This window comes from Vibrio sp. 3-2(1), from assembly GCF_963887575.1.
GTDB lineage: Bacteria > Pseudomonadota > Gammaproteobacteria > Enterobacterales > Vibrionaceae > Vibrio > Vibrio anguillarum.
The window spans coordinates 94,545-112,563 of the sequence record NZ_CAWPGB010000065.1; the positions used below are offsets into that span (position 1 = coordinate 94,545).

Genomic DNA, 18,019 nt, shown 5'->3' on the forward strand with positions numbered 1-18,019 from the left:
AATGCCGATATTTCAGTATCGGCATTTTTTTATAGGTGGTATTGGAACACTATTTTTTCTTTTTGTTCGCTTTCTTCTTCGAAACCACTTTGACTTTTTTGTCATCGGTTTTCTTTTTCTTTTTGAATACCGGCTTTTTGTGCTGCGGGCGCATATCTTTAATGAAGCGCTCTTTGATCTCCTCGTCGACATAACGCGCGACGCGGTCCATCATCACTTGATCATGGGCTTCAACCAAAGAGATCGCATTGCCTTTTTTACCAGCACGAGCCGTACGACCTATGCGGTGTAAGTACACATCCGCTGAGCGTGGCATATCAAAGTTGATCACGTGACTTACGTCAGGTAAGTCAATACCGCGTGCGGCCACGTCGGTTGCCAGTAGTACGTTGACTGCGCCTTCACGGAATCGCGTAATGGCGTTATTGCGACGATCTTGTGGCATTTCGCCTTGAATCCAAGCACAAGGAATTTGCGCTTTTTCTAGCTCTGTACGCAAATCAGCTAAGCGCTCACGAGTTTTGATAAACACGATAGAACGTTCGGCTTGCTCGGTGAGGATTTTCTTCAATAGCTCAACTTTGTGCACCATGGTATCGGCGCGGTGATACCATTGAGTGATTTTTTTGCGTTCACGACGAGAAGGATCGGCATTGATTGTTGCTGGTTCTTTTAAGAGATCGGCAGTAAAACCTTCCACACCATGGCCTTCCAGTGTTGCAGAGAAGAGCAAGGTCTGTTTACGCCAGCGACATTCAGCAGCGAGACGATCGACGATTGGGCCAAAGCCCATGTCCAGCATGCGGTCAGCTTCATCCAAAATAAGCCATTCAATCGCACGACAATCAAAACGCTCGCCTTCAATGTATTCCATCAAGCGACCAGGCGTTGCCACCACAATATCTTGCGTTTTGGCTAAGATGTCGGCGTGCTCTTGATATTGTACGCCGCCAGTGATGGTGACGATATTGAGGCGAGTATTCTTCGCCAGTTCACGAGCTTGATCCGCCACTTGCATCGCCAGTTCACGAGTTGGGGTCAGAATCAAGACGCGTGCAGGGCCGGCTCGCTTGCGCGGAAAATCTAAAAGATATTGTAGAGCGGGTAAAACAAATGCAGCGGTTTTACCGGTTCCCGTTGGCGCAGAGGCAAGAATATCTCGACCATCTAGGGCTTGTGGGATCGCTTCAGCTTGAACTTGGGTGGGACGTTCAAAGCCCATATCTTCAATGGCCGCAATGATGCAAGGGTCAAGATCGAGGTCAGCAAAGGTTTTGATCACAGTGAGTACTCCACAAGCCGTTAGGCTTATTTGGCTATAAAATTAAGGTCGAACATTATAGGGGGATTGGTGATTAGGATCACATGTTATTTCTACATCTTGAGATAAAAATCTTGAGTTAGGGCAATAAAGGCTTCGCTATAACCACTTGATGAGTGAATGACCAACGATGAATCAATCACAGAATCCGAGGCTAAACTTAGTTCAATCAATAGCCGATGAGCGGGTTTGTGTGCTACGGGTTGTACAGTGCAGCGCCGCTTAAGCTGCCAGCCGAGTGTGAGTGCTTGCTCGATAAATTGTTCCCCTTCATACACGGGCAAAATAAAACAAGCTTGCCCCTCATCGTTGAGAAGACTTTTTGCTCTGACTAATAAAGCGTGATGAGCAAGTTGATTGGTGTGCCTAGCAGTAGCTCGCTGGGGATCATGAGACAGTTCACCACTGTTGAAATAGGGTGGGTTACAAATAATTGCATCAAAGGACGGCGTAAAAGAGGTGTCTAAAATATCACCTTGTAAAACCTGTATGCGTTGCCCCCATGAAGAAGCATTACTGTTGTATTGGGCCGCTTCAAAGGCAAAGGCATCGATATCGACGGCCGTAATTTGTGCATCGCTAAAACGTTGTGCGCACATTAATGCCAATAACCCAGTACCGGTGCCAATATCGAGAATTGTTTTGGGATGGTGCGTGAAAGCCCACGCGCCTAATAGAACCCCATCGGTACTGACAGGCATTCCCGCTTGTCCACCGTCAATGGAAAATTGTTTAAATTTGAAACGCTTATTTTTGGGCGTGTGACTTTTCATCATTATTTCAAAATATAGCTCTAATTAAGTGATAACCACTATTGTTATCTATTTGTTCGGATTATTCTTCTATCTGTTATGAGAGTGTATGATAAAATGATCAACACATCATTCTTTCTATTTTTTAACATTTAGAGTTTTAAACTGGTTTTTCACCGATATTATGAATTAATGTAGCGTTTTTTGCTTTGCCCTTGTGAAGTCTTGAGTGTTTCGTCATTATTCGCCCTTAATTTTTAGATTTAGATGCGGTTTCAACCTCATCAATAATGCATACACAACATTTATCAAATAATAATTAAGGGTTATCTGTGAAGCAGACGTTAAAACTAACAGATATTATCGCGGTCGGCTTTATGCTTTTCGCGTTTTTCTTGGGTGCTGGTAACATCATCTTTCCGCCAATCGCTGGCCAACTTGCTGGAGAGCATTTACTGCCAGCCATGACAGGCTTCCTTATTACCGCTGTCGGTTTACCATTGATGACGATTATTGCGATTGCTGTCGCGGGTGGTTCTTGGGAGCATTTAACCAAAGATCTGCCTAAACAAGCTGCAACTATCATGGCAGTGATGATCTTTATCATCATTGGTCCTGCCTTTGCAGCACCGCGTACCGGCCTTGTGGCGTATGAAATGGCAGTGAAACCATTTTTCATTGATGCGCAACAATCGCATTTGACACTATTTTCGATTCTCTTTTTTGTCGTTGCGATGTTTTTTGCCTGGTCTCAAGGTCGGCTCATTGACATCATTGGTAAAGTGCTAACTCCTGCTCTATTTGTTGGATTAATTATTTTAGCCGTTGCGGTTTTTGTTGACCCGCAAGGTGAGATGGTGACTGCACAAGGCGAATACCTGACTCAGCCGTTGACGAAAGGTTTCCTTGAAGGCTACAACACCATGGATACGTTTGGCGCACTGATGTTTGGGATGTTAATTGTCGATGCACTGCGTAGCAAAGGCATTACAGAGCGCGCGGCAACCACAAAGTATTTAATCAGCGCGGCGTGTATTGCGGCGGTTGGTTTAGCTTTTGTCTATATTTCACTGTTTTATCTTGGCGCGACAAGCTCTGTGGTCGCTTTTGGTGCAGAAAATGGCGGTGCGGTGCTTAGCCAATATGTGCAAGCGCTGTTTGGCCCTTATGGGCAGATCGTGCTTTCTGTCATCGTGCTACTAGCCTGCCTAACCACGGCAATTGGTTTGATTTCAGCATGTTCAGATTACTTTTGCACATTGACTCCAATTGCGTATAAATCTTGGGTGATCATTATTGGTGTTGCTTGCGCTATCGTGGCAAACGTTGGTTTATCGCAATTGATCACGCTTTCTATCCCCGCACTGTATGCGCTTTATCCAGTTGCGATTGCCTTGATTATGTTGACCTTCTTGAGAGGGAAACTACCAAACCCAGCAGTGGCATACCGTGTGGTGCTGCTTGTCTCTTTCCTTTTTGCGTTGATCGACGCGGCAAAAGTCGCTGGCGTTGATGTGTCTGCGTTCAATATGCTGCCACTGTTTGAGGTCGGCATGGGGTGGTTGCTTCCGACACTTGCTGCGATGATTTGCATGTTCTTTATTGCAACTACCGTTCAACAAAGTGTGGTTAAAGAAGCGGCATAATCGCGTTTTTACCCGTAAGCATTAAAGAGGCTGGACATGATTGTTCAGCCTCTTTTTTTAGGCGTGCGCCAGCTTTTATTCCAAGAGATCAAACGAATTTTTCCTGTATCTTCGTCACATTTTTAAGTAGAATTCTTCGGTTAAATTCTACTCATAAATGTTGAGCAAACATGTTTGAAATCAATCCTATTAAAAACCGTCTTCAGGATGTGTCAGAGCGCACAAATATCCTGAGGGGGTATCTTTGACTACGACGCTAAGAAAGAGCGTTTAGAAGAAGTGAATGCAGAACTCGAGCAACCCAACGTCTGGAACGAACCTGAGCGTGCACAAGCGCTAGGTAAAGAACGTGCTTCGCTCGAAGCCATTGTCGATACCATTGATCAGTTAGATCAAGGTGTGGATGATGTGGAAGGGCTACTGGAACTGGCTATTGAAGCCGAAGACCAAGAAACCTTCGATGAAATTGGCCCTGAACTGGATGAGCTGGAAACTAAGCTTGAACAGCTTGAGTTTCGCCGTATGTTCTCTGGCGATCACGATTCTTCAGATTGCTATATTGATCTGCAGTCTGGTTCGGGCGGCACCGAGGCTCAAGACTGGACATCAATCCTGCTACGCATGTATTTACGTTGGGCAGAAGCGAAAGGCTTTAAGACTGAAGTGATTGAAGTGTCTGAAGGTGATGTTGCTGGCCTAAAAGGCGCAACCGTGCGCATTATCGGTGATTACGCTTATGGTTGGCTGCGCACCGAAACTGGCGTACACCGCTTGGTTCGTAAATCCCCATTTGATTCGAGTGGCCGCCGCCATACCTCTTTTGCCTCTGCGTTTATCTATCCTGAGATTGATGAAAATATTGCTATCGACATCAACCCAGCCGATCTTCGTATCGATGTTTATCGCGCTTCGGGAGCGGGTGGTCAGCACGTTAACACCACCGAATCGGCGGTGCGTATTACGCATATTCCAACCAATACCGTTGTTCAATGCCAAAACGATCGTTCGCAGCATAAAAACAAAGACCAAGCGATGAAACAATTGCGTGCAAAACTGTTTGAACTTGAGTTACAAAAGCAGAACGCAGAAAAGCAAGCCAATGAAGATGCGAAATCTGACATTGGCTGGGGAAGCCAAATCCGATCTTATGTATTGGATGACTCCCGAATCAAAGACTTACGCACTGGCGTTGAAAACCGCAATACCCAAGCGGTATTAGATGGTGATTTAGACAAATTTATTGAAGCAAGCCTGAAATCAGGCCTTTAATGCTTTTTTACCGACATATAAGGTACATGTAAAATGACTGATGCTGTTCAAAACGAAATGAATCAAGAGCAAATTGCGCAAGAAGAGAACAAACTCATCGCAGAGCGTCGCAGCAAGCTGGATCACATCCGTAAGAGCTGTAAAGCGAATGGCCACCCAAATGACTTTCGTCGTGACAGCCTTGCGGGCGATCTTCAACAGCAATTCGGTGAAAAGAGCAAAGAAGAGTTAGAAGCCTTAAACCATGTTGTGGCGATTGCGGGTCGTATCATGGCGAAACGTGGCCCTTTCCTTGTTATTCAAGAAACCTCTGGTCGTATTCAAGCTTATGCTTCAAAAGAGGTTCAAACTGAGCTGAAGGAAAAATACCAAGGTCTAGACATTGGTGACATCATCGGCGTGAAAGGTGCGTTGCACAAATCTGGCAAAGGCGATCTCTACGTTAATATGGAAGAGTACGAATTGCTGACAAAGGCACTTCGTCCATTACCAGAGAAGTTCCACGGTTTGACTGACCAAGAGATGCGCTACCGCCAACGTTATGTGGATTTGATTGTTAATGAAAGTTCACGTAATGCGTTCATTGTTCGCTCTAAAGTAATGACTGCAATTCGTAACTTCATGATCTCAAAACAGTTCATGGAAGTAGAAACGCCAATGATGCATGTGATCCCTGGCGGTGCTAGTGCGCGTCCATTCATCACTCACCACAATGCGCTCGACATGCCAATGTACTTGCGTATCGCACCTGAGCTTTACCTTAAGCGTTTAGTTGTGGGTGGCTTTGATCGCGTGTTTGAAATCAACCGTAACTTTCGTAACGAAGGTCTTTCTCCTCGCCATAACCCTGAATTTACTATGATGGAATTCTATATGGCGTACGCAGATTACAATGATCTGATGGACTTTACTGAGGAGTTATTAAGCACTGTGGCACAGGAAGTTTTAGGTTCGACTTCAATGCCTTATGGTGATGAAACGGTAGAATTTGGTGGTCAATATGCTCGCATGAGTATGTTTGAAGCCATCAAACACTACAACCCAGAGCACGCTCAAATCCAAGCGTTAACTGAACAGGATCTGCAAAACCGTGAGCTCATGGTATCTATCGCGAAATCGGTTCATGTAGACGTTGAACCTTTCTGGACTTGCGGCCAACTGCTTGAAGAGATCTTCGGTGAAACGGCCGAACCTAAGTTGATGCAACCGACCTTCATCACTGGATACCCTGCGGATATTTCACCATTGGCGCGTCGTAGCGATAACAACCCATTCTTCACTGACCGTTTTGAGTTCTTCATCGGTGGTCGTGAAGTCGCCAATGGCTTCTCTGAGCTTAATGATGCTCAAGATCAAGACGAGCGCTTCTTAGCGCAAGTGAATGCCAAAGATGCTGGCGACGATGAAGCCATGTTCTACGATGCTGATTATGTTGTTGCGTTAGAGCACGGTCTCCCACCAACGGCGGGTCAAGGCATTGGTATTGACCGTTTGGTGATGTTACTCACCAACACCCATACGATTCGTGACGTTATCCTATTCCCTGCGATGCGCCCACAGCAGTAATTGCTACTTTCGTTCCGATAAACCGCCTAAATAGGCGGTTTTTTTTTGCATTAGTTTGAAAAATTTTGTTCACTAGCGTGGACTAACAGACAACAATTTCGAAAGGATTATGAAATAGTTCCCTATATTAAATGGTAAAGTGCTTATTTGTTGTCTAGTCTTATGATTGAGACAGACTACAGCGCCAAGTCTCGTTAATGTAACAGCCGTTTAATGTGCCAAAAGTAGCACTGCATATAAATTTAAAGATAAGGAATAATAGATGGGCACTCAATTCCGAATGGATTCTGTCCCTGGTTCGCTTGTCGTCGTTGGTGGGACATACGAGCCTTGGTTATCTGTACTTGAACAGGTTGGTTGGCGTTGTACACAATGCGCAGATTTACGTAAAGCGGATGCCTTGTTTGCAGAAACAGGCCCATGCATTGGTATTGTTGATTTGAGCCATGATGAATTCAGCCTCAATGGCATTGCAAATTTGGTCAGCAACCATAAACAAGTACGTTGGTTAGCGTTCATTCGCGAATCACAGTTGAGCTCGGATACGATTTGCCAATTCATTGTTAACTTTTGTATCGACTTTTTTACGGCGCCGATTCCCGATGCGCAGCTACTGAGCACCATTGGACACCAACTTGGAATGCTTAAGTTAGAGAAAAAAGTATGGCCACATTATGGAGCAACAGGGGATATTGGTTTAATTGGTGAATCTACTCCCATGAAGCGCTTGCGTGATCAGATCAAACGCATCGGCCCTACGGATGTCAGTATCCTCATTTATGGGGAAAATGGAACGGGCAAAGAGACGGTCGCGAGAGCGGTACACAAAACATCGTCTCGTGCACAAAAACCTTTTATTTCAGTGAATTGTCGAGCTTTATCGGAGAGCCGCTTTGAATGTGAGCTGTTCGGTATTGGTTGTGAAGACTCATCTCAAACTTCATTATTGGAGCGGGCAGATGGTGGGACGATCCTACTTAAAGATATTCTCACGCTACCTAAAAGCCAACAAGCTAACCTCTTGCGCTTCCTGCAAGAAGGAACGATAGAAACTTCAATGGGTGTCAAAGAGGTGGATGTGCGTATTTTGGCCGCCAACTCTTCCGATATTGAAAAAGCGCTGATTGATGGCAATTTTAACGAAGAGCTGTACCACTATATCAACGTATTGCGTATTAATGTCCCGAGCTTAAAAGAGCGGGCGGGTGATATTGCTTTACTGGCACGACACTTCTTGCAGGAGTATTCAAAAGAGTTTAACGCGCAGGCGCGCAGTTTTACTGAAGAAGCGGCGCGCTCATTGGCTCGTTATCACTGGCCGGGTAACGTTCGTGAGCTGATGAATCAGATCAAACGTGTGGTGCTGATGTCCGATTCAGTCATGTTGGATGAATTGCAACTCGACTTACCAAAACGCAGTGATGGTAAGCGCAGCCTAAAAAGCATTCGTGAGCGTTCAGAGCGAGATGCGCTATTACTGGTTTTAGAATCGAACTCAGGGCAAGTCTCAATGGCCGCCAAAGAGCTAGGTGTATCTAGAGCTACTATGTATCGCTTGCTTAATAAACATAACTTAATCACTGAAAATACCTATTAACTTGATGATTCTTCAAGTAAAAATGGTCACATTTAATCCATGTGGCCATTTTTTATAATCATATCTTTTGCGAATAAGTTATTCTCTAGCTGAATATGTCACTTATTTGCTGTCATCGGCTTTCATTTTAGGTTAATGCATTGTTTTTTAATTGTTTGAAAATTAAGAGTTGAATAATCACCTCAGTTGCATAGAATTTAACCGTGAGCCGTGCTCACACACTCATTTCACTTTGGATTAACTATTTGCTTGGAGGCGCAACATGAATCATTTCGTTTTTGTTCATACTGTTCGCGTTTCTATCGATCTTACTGCGCCTAAATCGTCTCTTACTACAGACGCCTGTCGTATGTTTGATGATAAAAAAGGCACCGATTTTTAGTTAATCCGTAACCTTGAGATAGGCTGCGGAAAAATGGCAGCTTATCAAAGTGTTGATCCACCTTGTTCGCCCCCATTTTTCCAGCCGTCAACGTTTAGTTTACTACTGGAGAATACTCATGCGTCATTCAATTTATTTACAACTTGCTACTTTACTGGTCCGTGCTGATTTACGCCGTGAAGAGCGTCAATGGCAACGAAATGTTCGCCGTCATGCTTTTGAGCTGCCTTTTAATAGCCAACACTTGCTTAAAGATATTGGCTTAGAAAGTGATGGACGCACTATTGGTGTTTCAGTCCCTGACTCAATTAAAGCTGAACGTCATATTCGTCATCTTCGCCGTGTGTTAAGCATGCGAATAACAACGTAAAATGAGGGGCTAGTGGCTTCGCTAGCCCCGAAGATATCTACGGACAAGGGTTGGAGTAAGTCGTCCCAATCTCTTGAATTTTAAGAAGCAATTCATTACTGAGTACGACATCTAAACTATCGATATTTGTTTTCAACTGCTCTAGGTTTGTCGCGCCAATGATATTGGATGCGACAAACGGACGTTGATTGACAAACGCCAACGCCATCTGTGCTGGATCAAGGCCATACTGGTTAGCAAGCTCAACATAAGCGTGAGTGGCTTGTACACCTTGCGCCGTAAAATAGCGAGAAAAGCGTTCAAATAGGCTGCACCGAGCACCGTCAGGTCTTGCGCCATTTAAATATTTACCACTCAGGCAACCAAACGCCAGTGGCGAGTAAGCCAGCAGTTGAACACCTTCGAAGTGGCTAATCTCAGATAAGCCAATTTCAAAGCTACGATTCAGTAAATTATAAGGGTTTTGGATAGAGACAATTCTTGCTAGATCGTGTTTTTCTGCCAATTTTAGCAACGTCATTACGCCCCACGGGGTATCATTTGACACACCGATGTAACGCACTTTTCCAGCCTTGACGAGATCATTAAGCGCTTCGAGCGTTTCGATTAAAGTGACTTCTTCTTGCTGATCAGGATAAGGGTAGTTAAGTTGGCCGAACATGTTCGTTTGGCGTTGAGGCCAATGTAATTGATACAAATCGACATAGTCTGTTTTTAAGCGTCTTAAACTATCATCAATCGCTAAATGAATGTTGCGTCTATCTAGTGACATCTTTTCGCGGATGTGAGGCACGTTACGCGGGCCTGCCACTTTAGTCGCTAACACCACTTTTTCACGTTTACCTGATTTTTCTAACCAGTTGCCAATATAGCTTTCGGTCAGACCTTGGGTTTTACCGTTGGGGGGAACTGGGTACATTTCCGCAGTATCGATGAAATTCACACCTTGGTCTAAGGCGTAATCGAGCTGCTCAAAGGCTTGTTGTTGGCTATTTTGTTCACCAAAAGTCATGGTACCTAAGCAGATCTTGCTCACTTCCAGTGTGGAATGAGGCAGTTTGGTGTATTGCATATTTCTTCCTTGATGCTCTCGCTGGTGGAGTGTGTGACGTTTTTACTATAAGCGAAGATGGCAGTGAAACGGAAACGAATTGTGCAGTGAAAGATCAAACGGTTACGTTTTTTCATGAGCAATAACGAGCACTTTTAAATAAAGTGTTGCTCAAGAATGCTCGCGGTAAATTGAGTTCGAAGATAAAAGCCTCGTGGCAGGGTTTTGATAGGTTTACCATTAGCACCGTAGGCTTCGGTTAATGCTCGCCCGTTTGCCGCTTTTGGCCTGAGCTGTAATACTTCACCGTGCTTAGCGGTGATCTGCTCAACTTTGCCAAGAACGATGAACTCCATCAGTTCTTCCCAATCATTTTTTAGCTGCTGTTCTTGTGCAGGAGAAGGGCTCCATAGCAATGGCGATCCGACATGGCGCTGGGCTAGGGGGATCTCTCGCTCACCCTCTATTGGGATCCACAGTACTCGAGAGAGTTTATTTCGCACGTGGCTTTGCTCCCATGTTAAACCATGAACACCGGTGAGTGGGGCCACACACACAAACGTTGTTTCGAGCGGTTTTCCAGTGTAACTGATTGGAATACTTTTGAGCTCGATACCTAATTGCTCGAAATCTTGCTGAGGTTTGCTGCCTGCCGTTGCACCCAAATGCCACTCTAATAGCTGACCGACCCATCCTTTATCTTTTTTTAAGTCAGGGGGCACGGTCATCTTGGCTTCTTCGGCGAGTTGACTAAAGCTTAAGCCTGCAATGTCTTGGGCTCTAAGCATTAATTCATGTTCAGTTTTAGGTGCGGGTTTCATGATACTTTGAATGATAAAAACGTGATTGTAGCAAATTCTTATACACAATGTGCTGTCGTTTCTTTTGCTTAAAAGATCATCGCAACCCAAGTTATCCACAGGTTGATCGGAAAAATATTCCATTTTTTGTTTATCTGTATGCATTTACAGGGTTTTGCTTGAGAGAGTGGGCCTCTTAATCAGTAAATCTTATTTCTACTAGAGTGGGGGTGTGGATAACGAGCTAATTGGTGGATCTTTGAGCATGTTGTGAAAGGATCAATTTTTTGTTAATCGCAACGTAATGTGAATAATGGAAAATCCAATTAATTCATTGTTTTTAATGTATTTAATTTATTATTATCTTTTTTATATTGGCCCGTATTCTTTTGCTTTTTGGGGAAGTAAGTCGCTATCTAGAGATTCTTCACATAGTTACTCACAGAAAAGGTGAATAAATGTGGCTGGTGTCGCATTATTTTGTTGATAACTTTAAATTTGATGAAAAGTTATCCAATTAATGATTAGGAACACATAAATCTCGTGTTAATCACACTAGTAAGTTTGCTCCTATTGGGGATATGTGGAAAAATCAAAGCAATTAAGATTTTACTAGAGGTTGGCCAGTGATCGATGGCGATGGTTACCGACTCAATGTTGGTATTGTGATTTGTAACAACCATGGTCAGGTATTCTGGGCGAAACGATACGGACAACACTCTTGGCAGTTTCCACAAGGTGGAATTGACGACGATGAAACTCCTGAACAAGCGATGTTTAGAGAGCTTTACGAAGAGGTTGGGCTTACAAAGAAAGATGTGAAAATCATAGCAACAAGCCGTCATTGGTTAAGATATAAATTACCAAAACGGCTCGTTCGTTGGGATTCTCAACCTGTCTGTATTGGGCAAAAACAGAAATGGTTTCTTCTGCGCTTAGAGTGTGATGAATCAAGAATCAACATGCAGCGCGGCAGTACCCCTGAATTTGATGGTTGGCGTTGGGTCAGTTATTGGTATCCAGTGAGGCAAGTAGTCTCTTTCAAGCGAGATGTTTATCGTCGCGCCATGAAAGAGTTTGCATCATTCGCGATGCCATTTAAAGAACGTAATAACAAAGGTAAGCGCAAAAATAAAAGAGGATAGACATGCTCTCTCAGCTAAGGGAAATAGTTGAACAAGTATCCAAGGTAGAAGATGTACACCAAGCCTTGGATATTTTGGTTAAGCAAACGTGCAATGCGATGAGTACCGAGTGTTGCACTGTCTATCTTGCTAACGAAGAAAAACATCGTCTAGAACTGATGGCAACGCAAGGCTTAAAGTTCAAAGGCGACAAAATCCACATCGGTTTTGACGAAGGTTTAGTGGGCTTAGTGAAACGTTCAGCTGAGCCAATCAACATTGCTGAAGCGTCGAAACATCCTAATTTTAAATACTTCAAACAGCTTGGCGAAGAGGTGTATCAAAGCTTTCTTGGTACGCCGATTATTCATCGCAAGCGAGTATTGGGTGTCTTGGTCGTGCAGCAAAAAACACCTCGCTTATTTAGTGAGATGGAAGAGTCTTTTATTGTCACTCTGGCGGCGCAAGTGGCCGTGATTATTGCTCATGCTCAAACACAAGGGCAGTGGCTGCTTTCGAAAAAGCAGTTGTCCACCAGTGGCATTGCTGCGTCATCTGGCATCGCGATTGGTGAGTTTTGGTGGGATGACACCCAGCCTCAACTGTCTGATGTTTACCCCGCCTCAACGCTCGATATTGAACGAGAACAAGAGTGGCTAGTGCTGGCGGTAGAAAGCGCCTTGAACGATTTTCGTCGTTTAAGAAAAAAACTCGATAGTGATATTAATAAAGATGCGTTAGCCATCTTCGATCTCTTTACTCATCTACTCAATGATCCGATGCTACGCAACGATCTGAAAAGCCAGATCCAAAAAGGTGATCGTGCAGATTGGGCATTACGGCAAGTTGTGGAGAGTTATTCCAACCGTTTTGCGAAGATGTCAGATGTTTACTTACGTGAGCGTGCACAGGATATTCGTGAGCTAGGTCAGCGACTGCTATTTTTTTTGCACAACACTGAGCATGATCAGCAGCAACTTGATAAACCGATTATTTTGGTGGTACGCGAACTTACTGCTTCAATTCTCGCCGCTATTCCTAAAGATAAATTACTGGCGGTGGTCTCTTTAGAAGGGGCTGCTAATTCCCACGCAGCAATATTGTCACGGGCGCTGGGCATTCCCGCAGTGATGGGGATTTCACTTAATCTCAAGGAGATCAACGGTAAAAAGGGCATTGTCGATGGTTATAGCGGCAAGGTTTTTATCTCACCAAATAGACAAATTCTGGCGGAATATCGCGCTTTAGCTTATGAAGAAAGCGAACTTTCTCAAATGGTTAATGAAACCATTGCAGAAGCTCCTTTTACGCAAGATGGCACACGTATTGAAGTGATGCTCAATGCTGGATTAAGTGCGGATACCAACATCGCAATTAACCAAGGGGTTGATGGTGTCGGGCTGTATCGAACCGAAATTTCCTTTTTGCTGCAACATCGCTTTCCATCAGAAGAAGAACAAGTGCAGCAGTATCGCAGCGTTTTGAACGCTTATCCTGATAAACGGGTGGTGATGAGAACGTTAGACATTGGTGGCGATAAAGCACTGCCTTATCTACCCATTGAAGAAGACAATCCCTTTCTTGGCTGGCGAGGCATTCGTTTTACGCTCGATCATCCCGATATCTTTTTGATTCAACTGCGGGCGATGATGCGTGCCAGCGGCGATAACCAAAATCTCAGCATTTTATTGCCAATGATTTCAGGAACGAAAGAGTTGGACGACGCAATGCGGTTGATTGAGCAAGCGTATCGAGAAGTTTCTAGCGTTGATGATCGGATCATAATGCCCAAGATTGGCATTATGATTGAAGTACCATCGATGATTTATCTTCTACCATTGATTGCGAGCAAAGTGGACTTTGTTTCGGTTGGAACCAACGATTTAACCCAATATTTGTTGGCCGTTGATCGGAACAATGCACATGTTGCTGATGTCTATGACTCCATGCATCCAGCGGTGGTGATGGCGCTTAAACAGATTTTAGAAACTTGCCAGTCTCATCGTATACCTGTTTGTGTGTGTGGTGAGTTGGCCGGGGACCCTATCGGTTCACTGTTATTAATTGGTTTGGGTTATCGCATGCTAAGTATGAATACCTCCAACGTAGCCAAGGTCAAATATTTGGTGAGGCACTCTCAATTAGGACAGTTACGGCAACTTGCTGACAAAGCGTTGATGCAAGCTTACGGCAACGACATTTATAATATGATGCACTCATACTTTGAAGATAAAGGCTTTGCTGGCTTTATCCGCGCAGGCAAAAAATAGGAACTAATGTGAATTTTGAGTTGATGGTGTTGCTGGTGTTATTGGGCTCAGTCGTTGGTTTTATGGCTGGTTTGCTGGGCATTGGTGGTGGTTTAATTGTCGTTCCGGCGTTGCTTCTTTTGCTTCCCAAGGCGGGTATTTCCGCCGAACTTAGTATGCATTTAGCGTTAGCGACATCGCTAGCGACCATCATTGTTACTTCGGCTTCTTCGGCATTAAATCACCTTAAATTGGGTAATGTGGATATGTTTGTCGTCAAGTGGCTCATGCCCGGCGTTATCGTCGGTGGGTTTGTTGGCTCAATGATCGCAGACGTGATCCCGACTCAATATCTACCGAAAGTATTTGGCGTGATTGTTTTTTGCCTAGCGATTCAAATGTTTTTATCGATAAAAGCGCAAATGCAAAGATCGATGCCCGGTGCGTGGGTGACCATGCTATGTGGCAGTGGTATTGGTATTGTCTCTAGTTTAGCGGGAATTGGTGGCGGTTCGCTCTCCGTTCCTTTTTTGAATCGTCATGGCGTTGAAATGCGTAAAGCTGTCGGTTCTTCTTCTGTCTGTGGGTGTGTGATCGCAATCTCTGGCATGATTGGTTTTATTTTGCACGGTTATCAAGTGGAGAATTTACCACCTTACAGCATTGGCTATGTCTATTTACCTGCGTTAGTCGCTATTGCTTCGACCTCAATTCTCACTACTCGATTAGGAGCGCGTTACGCGACTCAGTTACCGACGGTGGTATTGAAAAAAATATTCTCCGTTTTTCTGATGGTTATAGCGGCAACTATGCTGTTTTAATCACTTATTATCTTCACCTCATTTTTAGTAAGAGAACACGTTTATGTCTCAGGGTTTTATACAGTTCCCAAATATTGATCCCGTGCTGATTGCGATTGGCCCTATATCCATTCGCTGGTACGGCTTAATGTATTTAGTTGGTTTTGTTTTTGCGATGTGGCTTGCCAATCGCAGAGCGGACAAACCAAATAGTGGCTGGACTCGTGAACAAGTCTCGGATTTGCTGTTTGCTGGATTTTTAGGGGTGGTCATTGGTGGTCGTGTCGGTTATGTGTTGTTTTACAATTTTGATCTGTTTCTCCAAGACCCGCTCTATCTCTTTAAAGTGTGGACAGGCGGGATGTCTTTCCATGGTGGTCTACTTGGCGTGATCAGCGCAATGTTTTGGTATGCACGGAAAAATAACCGAACGTTTTTTGGTGTCGCCGATTTTGTGGCTCCTTTGGTTCCATTTGGTTTAGGCATGGGACGACTAGGCAACTTCATGAACAGTGAATTGTGGGGGCGAGTAACCGATGTTCCATGGGCGATCATTTTTCCAAACGGCGGGCCTTTGCCTCGCCATCCATCACAGCTTTATGAGTTTTTCTTAGAAGGGATTGTGCTGTTTATTATATTGAACCTGTTTATCCGCAAAAATCGGCCAATTGGTTCAGTCTCAGGGCTATTTTTGATAGGCTACGGAACATTCCGTTTCCTTGTCGAATATGTTCGTGAACCTGATGCACAATTAGGATTGTTCGCTGGATTTATCTCCATGGGGCAAATCCTGTCGCTACCGATGATCATTGTCGGTGCACTGATGATGGTATGGGCGTACAAGGTTAACCATAAAGTGACTCAATAGTGTTAAGGATAGTTTGTGAAACAGTATCTTGAACTTTGTCAGCGAATTGTTGATGAGGGCGTTTGGATCGAAAATGAACGTACAGCCAAACGCTGCCTAACGGTGGTTAACGCTGATCTCACCTATGATGTAGGTCAGAATCAATTCCCGTTAGTGACAACGCGTAAAAGCTTCTGGAAAGCCGCAGTTGCTGAGCTACTTGGTTATATTCGTGGCTACGATAATGCAGCCGATTTTCGCGCTTTAGGAACCAAAACGTGGGATGCGAATGCGAATTTAAATGCAGCTTGGCTTAACAATCCATACCGCAAAGGTGAAGATGATATGGGCCGCGTGTACGGCGTTCAAGGACGTGCGTGGGCCAAGGCGGATGGTGGGCAGATTGATCAACTGCGTAAGATTGTTGATGATCTTTCACGTGGCGTTGATGATAGAGGCGAAATCCTAAACTTTTACAACCCAGGTGAGTTTCATATGGGCTGCTTGCGCCCCTGCATGTACAGTCATCACTTTTCGTTGTTGGGCGATACTTTGTATCTCAATAGTACGCAACGCTCGTGTGATGTCCCGCTTGGCTTGAATTTTAATATGGTTCAGGTCTACGTGTTCCTCGCAATTATGGCGCAAATTACCGGCAAAAAAGCGGGCGTGGCCTACCATAAGATCGTCAATGCGCATATCTATGAAGACCAACTGGCGTTGATGAAAGATGTACAACTTAAGCGTGAACCGCTCCCTATGGCGAAGTTTCATATCAACCCGAAAATTAAAACGCTAGAAGATCTTGAAACTTGGGTTACCTTGGATGATTTCTGGATTGAAGGCTACCAATGCCATGATGCCATCCAGTACCCGTTTTCGGTTTAGTTGCTCTCTCGCATTATTAAAAAGTACTGTTTTCTAGTTGTAAAAAATCCCCGAAGCGTTGCTCGGGGATTTTTTTGATCTGTCGTGTGGTTTGTTCGTTACTTAAGCCGTTAGTGCCAATATGCCACCAGGTAGGATAATAAAGACCGATAGCAAATAGACAGCGACAACCGACTTATTCTTAGTCGCCATTTCGGCGATCATTTCTGCGCCTTTAATTGGCAGTTCACGTAAAAACGGAACACCATAGATCAACACAGTGGCTAATACATTAAAGGTTAAGTGGACTAAAGCAATTTGCAAGGCAAATACCGCAAACTCACCAGAAACGGCCGTTGCCGCGAGTAGGGCGGTAATGCAAGTGCCAATATTAGCCCCTAAAGTGAATGGGTAAACATCGCGTACTTTCAATACACCAGTGCCGACCAGCGGAACCATTAAACTGGTGGTGGTTGAAGAAGATTGAACCAATACAGTGACGATTGAACCTGAAAGGATACCGTGCAGCGGTCCGCGCCCAATGGCATCTTTGAGTATCTCTTTCGCACGACCCACCATCAAACTCTTCATGAGCTTACCCATGACAGTGATAGCCACAAAAATGGTCGCAATACCAAGAACAATCAACATCACGCCACCTACAACTTCACCAAAAGTGATTAGCTGGCCTTTTAGTGCCGTGATAATTGGGCTCGTGATAGGTTTGATAAAATCGAGCCCTTTCATGCTCATATCACCAGTAGAGAGTAAAGGTGACACAAGCCAATGAGAAATTTTCTCTAAAATACCAAACATCATCTCTAACGGTAGGAAAATCAGTACCGCCAAAAGATTAAAGAAGTCGTGAATTGTTGCACTTGCAAAAGCGCGTTTAAATTCGACTTGGCAACGAACGTGTCCAAGGCTAACAAGCGTGTTGGTTACTGTGGTGCCAATATTGGCACCCATAACCATTGGGATCGCCATTTCAACAGGTAATCCGCCAGCCACAAGACCGACAATGATAGAGGTTACGGTGCTTGAAGATTGAATCAATGCTGTGGCGACTAACCCTATCATCAACCCCGCTATTGGGTGTGAGGCAAACTCAAACAGTACCTTAGCTTGATCACCTGTCGCCCATTTAAATCCACTACCTACCATCGCCACTGCAAGTAGCAGTAGGTAGAGCATGAATGCCAAGTTCGCCCAACGCAGCCAGCGAGTGGTACTCGCAATGGGTGCAGCAGTAGTTGTCGCTTGGTTCATTTTCTTTTCTCCATTGACCTTTTGAGTGTTGTTCGGTCTGTTGTTGAATCTGAGCGAGATAGTAGAGAATAATTATTTCATTTATATGACAGTGAGTTTCTCATTGATA

At 44.3% G+C, this 18,019-nt stretch carries 15 protein-coding genes; 10 read left to right on the forward strand and 5 right to left on the reverse strand.

The genetic code is table 11. The features are described from left to right. Positions 1 to 49: 49 nt before the first annotated feature. On the reverse strand, positions 50 to 1,282 hold the full coding sequence (gene srmB, locus AACQ79_RS17640; RefSeq protein ID WP_017046308.1) for an ATP-dependent RNA helicase SrmB: 1,233 nt from the start codon (positions 1,280 to 1,282) through the stop codon (positions 50 to 52). A gap of 92 nt (positions 1,283 to 1,374) precedes the next feature. Next, positions 1,375 to 2,097: a tRNA1(Val) (adenine(37)-N6)-methyltransferase gene (locus AACQ79_RS17645; RefSeq protein WP_170899467.1), complete on the reverse strand. Its 723-nt coding sequence runs from the start codon at positions 2,095 to 2,097 to the stop codon at positions 1,375 to 1,377. 308 nt (positions 2,098 to 2,405) lie between these two features. On the opposite strand from AACQ79_RS17645, the gene brnQ reads away from it, so the two are divergent. From brnQ to AACQ79_RS17670, 5 genes are all read left to right on the forward strand, one after another. Continuing rightward, positions 2,406 to 3,719 (forward strand): branched-chain amino acid transport system II carrier protein, encoded by a 1,314-nt coding sequence (gene brnQ, locus AACQ79_RS17650; protein ID WP_047690133.1) that lies wholly within the window; start codon positions 2,406 to 2,408, stop codon positions 3,717 to 3,719. Between the two features lie 170 nt (positions 3,720 to 3,889). After that, positions 3,890 to 4,988 (forward strand): peptide chain release factor 2 gene (prfB, locus tag AACQ79_RS17655; protein ID WP_096000859.1). Its coding sequence is split into 2 segments (ribosomal slippage): positions 3,890 to 3,964 and positions 3,966 to 4,988, totalling 1,098 coding nucleotides; the frame shifts between segments, so codons are not numbered across the junction. Between the two features lie 33 nt (positions 4,989 to 5,021). Beyond that, positions 5,022 to 6,554: a lysine--tRNA ligase gene (gene lysS / locus AACQ79_RS17660; protein WP_013857598.1), complete on the forward strand. Its 1,533-nt coding sequence runs from the start codon at positions 5,022 to 5,024 to the stop codon at positions 6,552 to 6,554. Between the two features lie 262 nt (positions 6,555 to 6,816). Continuing rightward, positions 6,817 to 8,151: a cyclic-di-GMP-binding transcriptional regulator VpsR gene (vpsR, locus tag AACQ79_RS17665; protein ID WP_017043264.1), complete on the forward strand. Its 1,335-nt coding sequence runs from the start codon at positions 6,817 to 6,819 to the stop codon at positions 8,149 to 8,151. A 500-nt stretch (positions 8,152 to 8,651) separates the two neighbouring features. Further along, complete coding sequence (locus AACQ79_RS17670; protein WP_094133224.1) at positions 8,652 to 8,903, forward strand: hypothetical protein; 252 nt, start codon at positions 8,652 to 8,654, stop codon at positions 8,901 to 8,903. A 37-nt stretch (positions 8,904 to 8,940) separates the two neighbouring features. Here the strand turns inward: AACQ79_RS17670 and AACQ79_RS17675 are convergent, their stop codons facing one another. Together AACQ79_RS17675 and mutH are read right to left on the reverse strand one after the other, a co-directional pair. Next, entirely contained in the window at positions 8,941 to 9,975 is a 1,035-nt protein-coding gene (locus AACQ79_RS17675; protein ID WP_013857595.1) for an NADP(H)-dependent aldo-keto reductase, read from the reverse strand. A 134-nt stretch (positions 9,976 to 10,109) separates the two neighbouring features. Then, positions 10,110 to 10,775, reverse strand: coding sequence for a DNA mismatch repair endonuclease MutH (gene mutH / locus AACQ79_RS17680; protein WP_026028083.1), 666 nt, complete (start codon positions 10,773 to 10,775; stop codon positions 10,110 to 10,112). 605 nt (positions 10,776 to 11,380) lie between these two features. On the opposite strand from mutH, the gene rppH reads away from it, so the two are divergent. Genes rppH through AACQ79_RS17705 form a run of 5 tightly spaced genes read left to right on the forward strand, consistent with a single transcriptional unit; the run spans position 11,381 to position 16,662 of the window. Next, complete coding sequence (gene rppH / locus AACQ79_RS17685; RefSeq protein WP_010319133.1) at positions 11,381 to 11,899, forward strand: RNA pyrophosphohydrolase; 519 nt, start codon at positions 11,381 to 11,383, stop codon at positions 11,897 to 11,899. A gap of 2 nt (positions 11,900 to 11,901) precedes the next feature. Then, positions 11,902 to 14,148 (forward strand): phosphoenolpyruvate--protein phosphotransferase, encoded by a 2,247-nt coding sequence (ptsP, locus tag AACQ79_RS17690; RefSeq protein WP_170899468.1) that lies wholly within the window; start codon positions 11,902 to 11,904, stop codon positions 14,146 to 14,148. An 8-nt stretch (positions 14,149 to 14,156) separates the two neighbouring features. Then, positions 14,157 to 14,948 carry a sulfite exporter TauE/SafE family protein gene (locus tag AACQ79_RS17695; RefSeq protein ID WP_115339542.1) on the forward strand — a complete coding sequence of 264 codons (792 nt, stop codon included), beginning with the start codon at positions 14,157 to 14,159 and terminating at the stop codon, positions 14,946 to 14,948. Between the two features lie 43 nt (positions 14,949 to 14,991). Further along, the gene (gene lgt, locus AACQ79_RS17700; RefSeq protein ID WP_013857591.1) at positions 14,992 to 15,795 is read left to right on the forward strand and encodes a prolipoprotein diacylglyceryl transferase; all 804 of its coding nucleotides are present in this window, start codon (positions 14,992 to 14,994) and stop codon (positions 15,793 to 15,795) included. A gap of 15 nt (positions 15,796 to 15,810) precedes the next feature. Beyond that, the gene (locus AACQ79_RS17705; RefSeq protein ID WP_017043268.1) at positions 15,811 to 16,662 is read left to right on the forward strand and encodes a thymidylate synthase; all 852 of its coding nucleotides are present in this window, start codon (positions 15,811 to 15,813) and stop codon (positions 16,660 to 16,662) included. A gap of 102 nt (positions 16,663 to 16,764) precedes the next feature. On the opposite strand, the gene AACQ79_RS17710 is transcribed toward AACQ79_RS17705, so the two are convergent. Continuing rightward, a complete protein-coding gene (locus tag AACQ79_RS17710; RefSeq protein ID WP_064624491.1) occupies positions 16,765 to 17,910 on the reverse strand; it encodes a Na/Pi symporter in 1,146 nt (381 codons plus the stop codon). Positions 17,911 to 18,019: the final 109 nt, after the last annotated feature.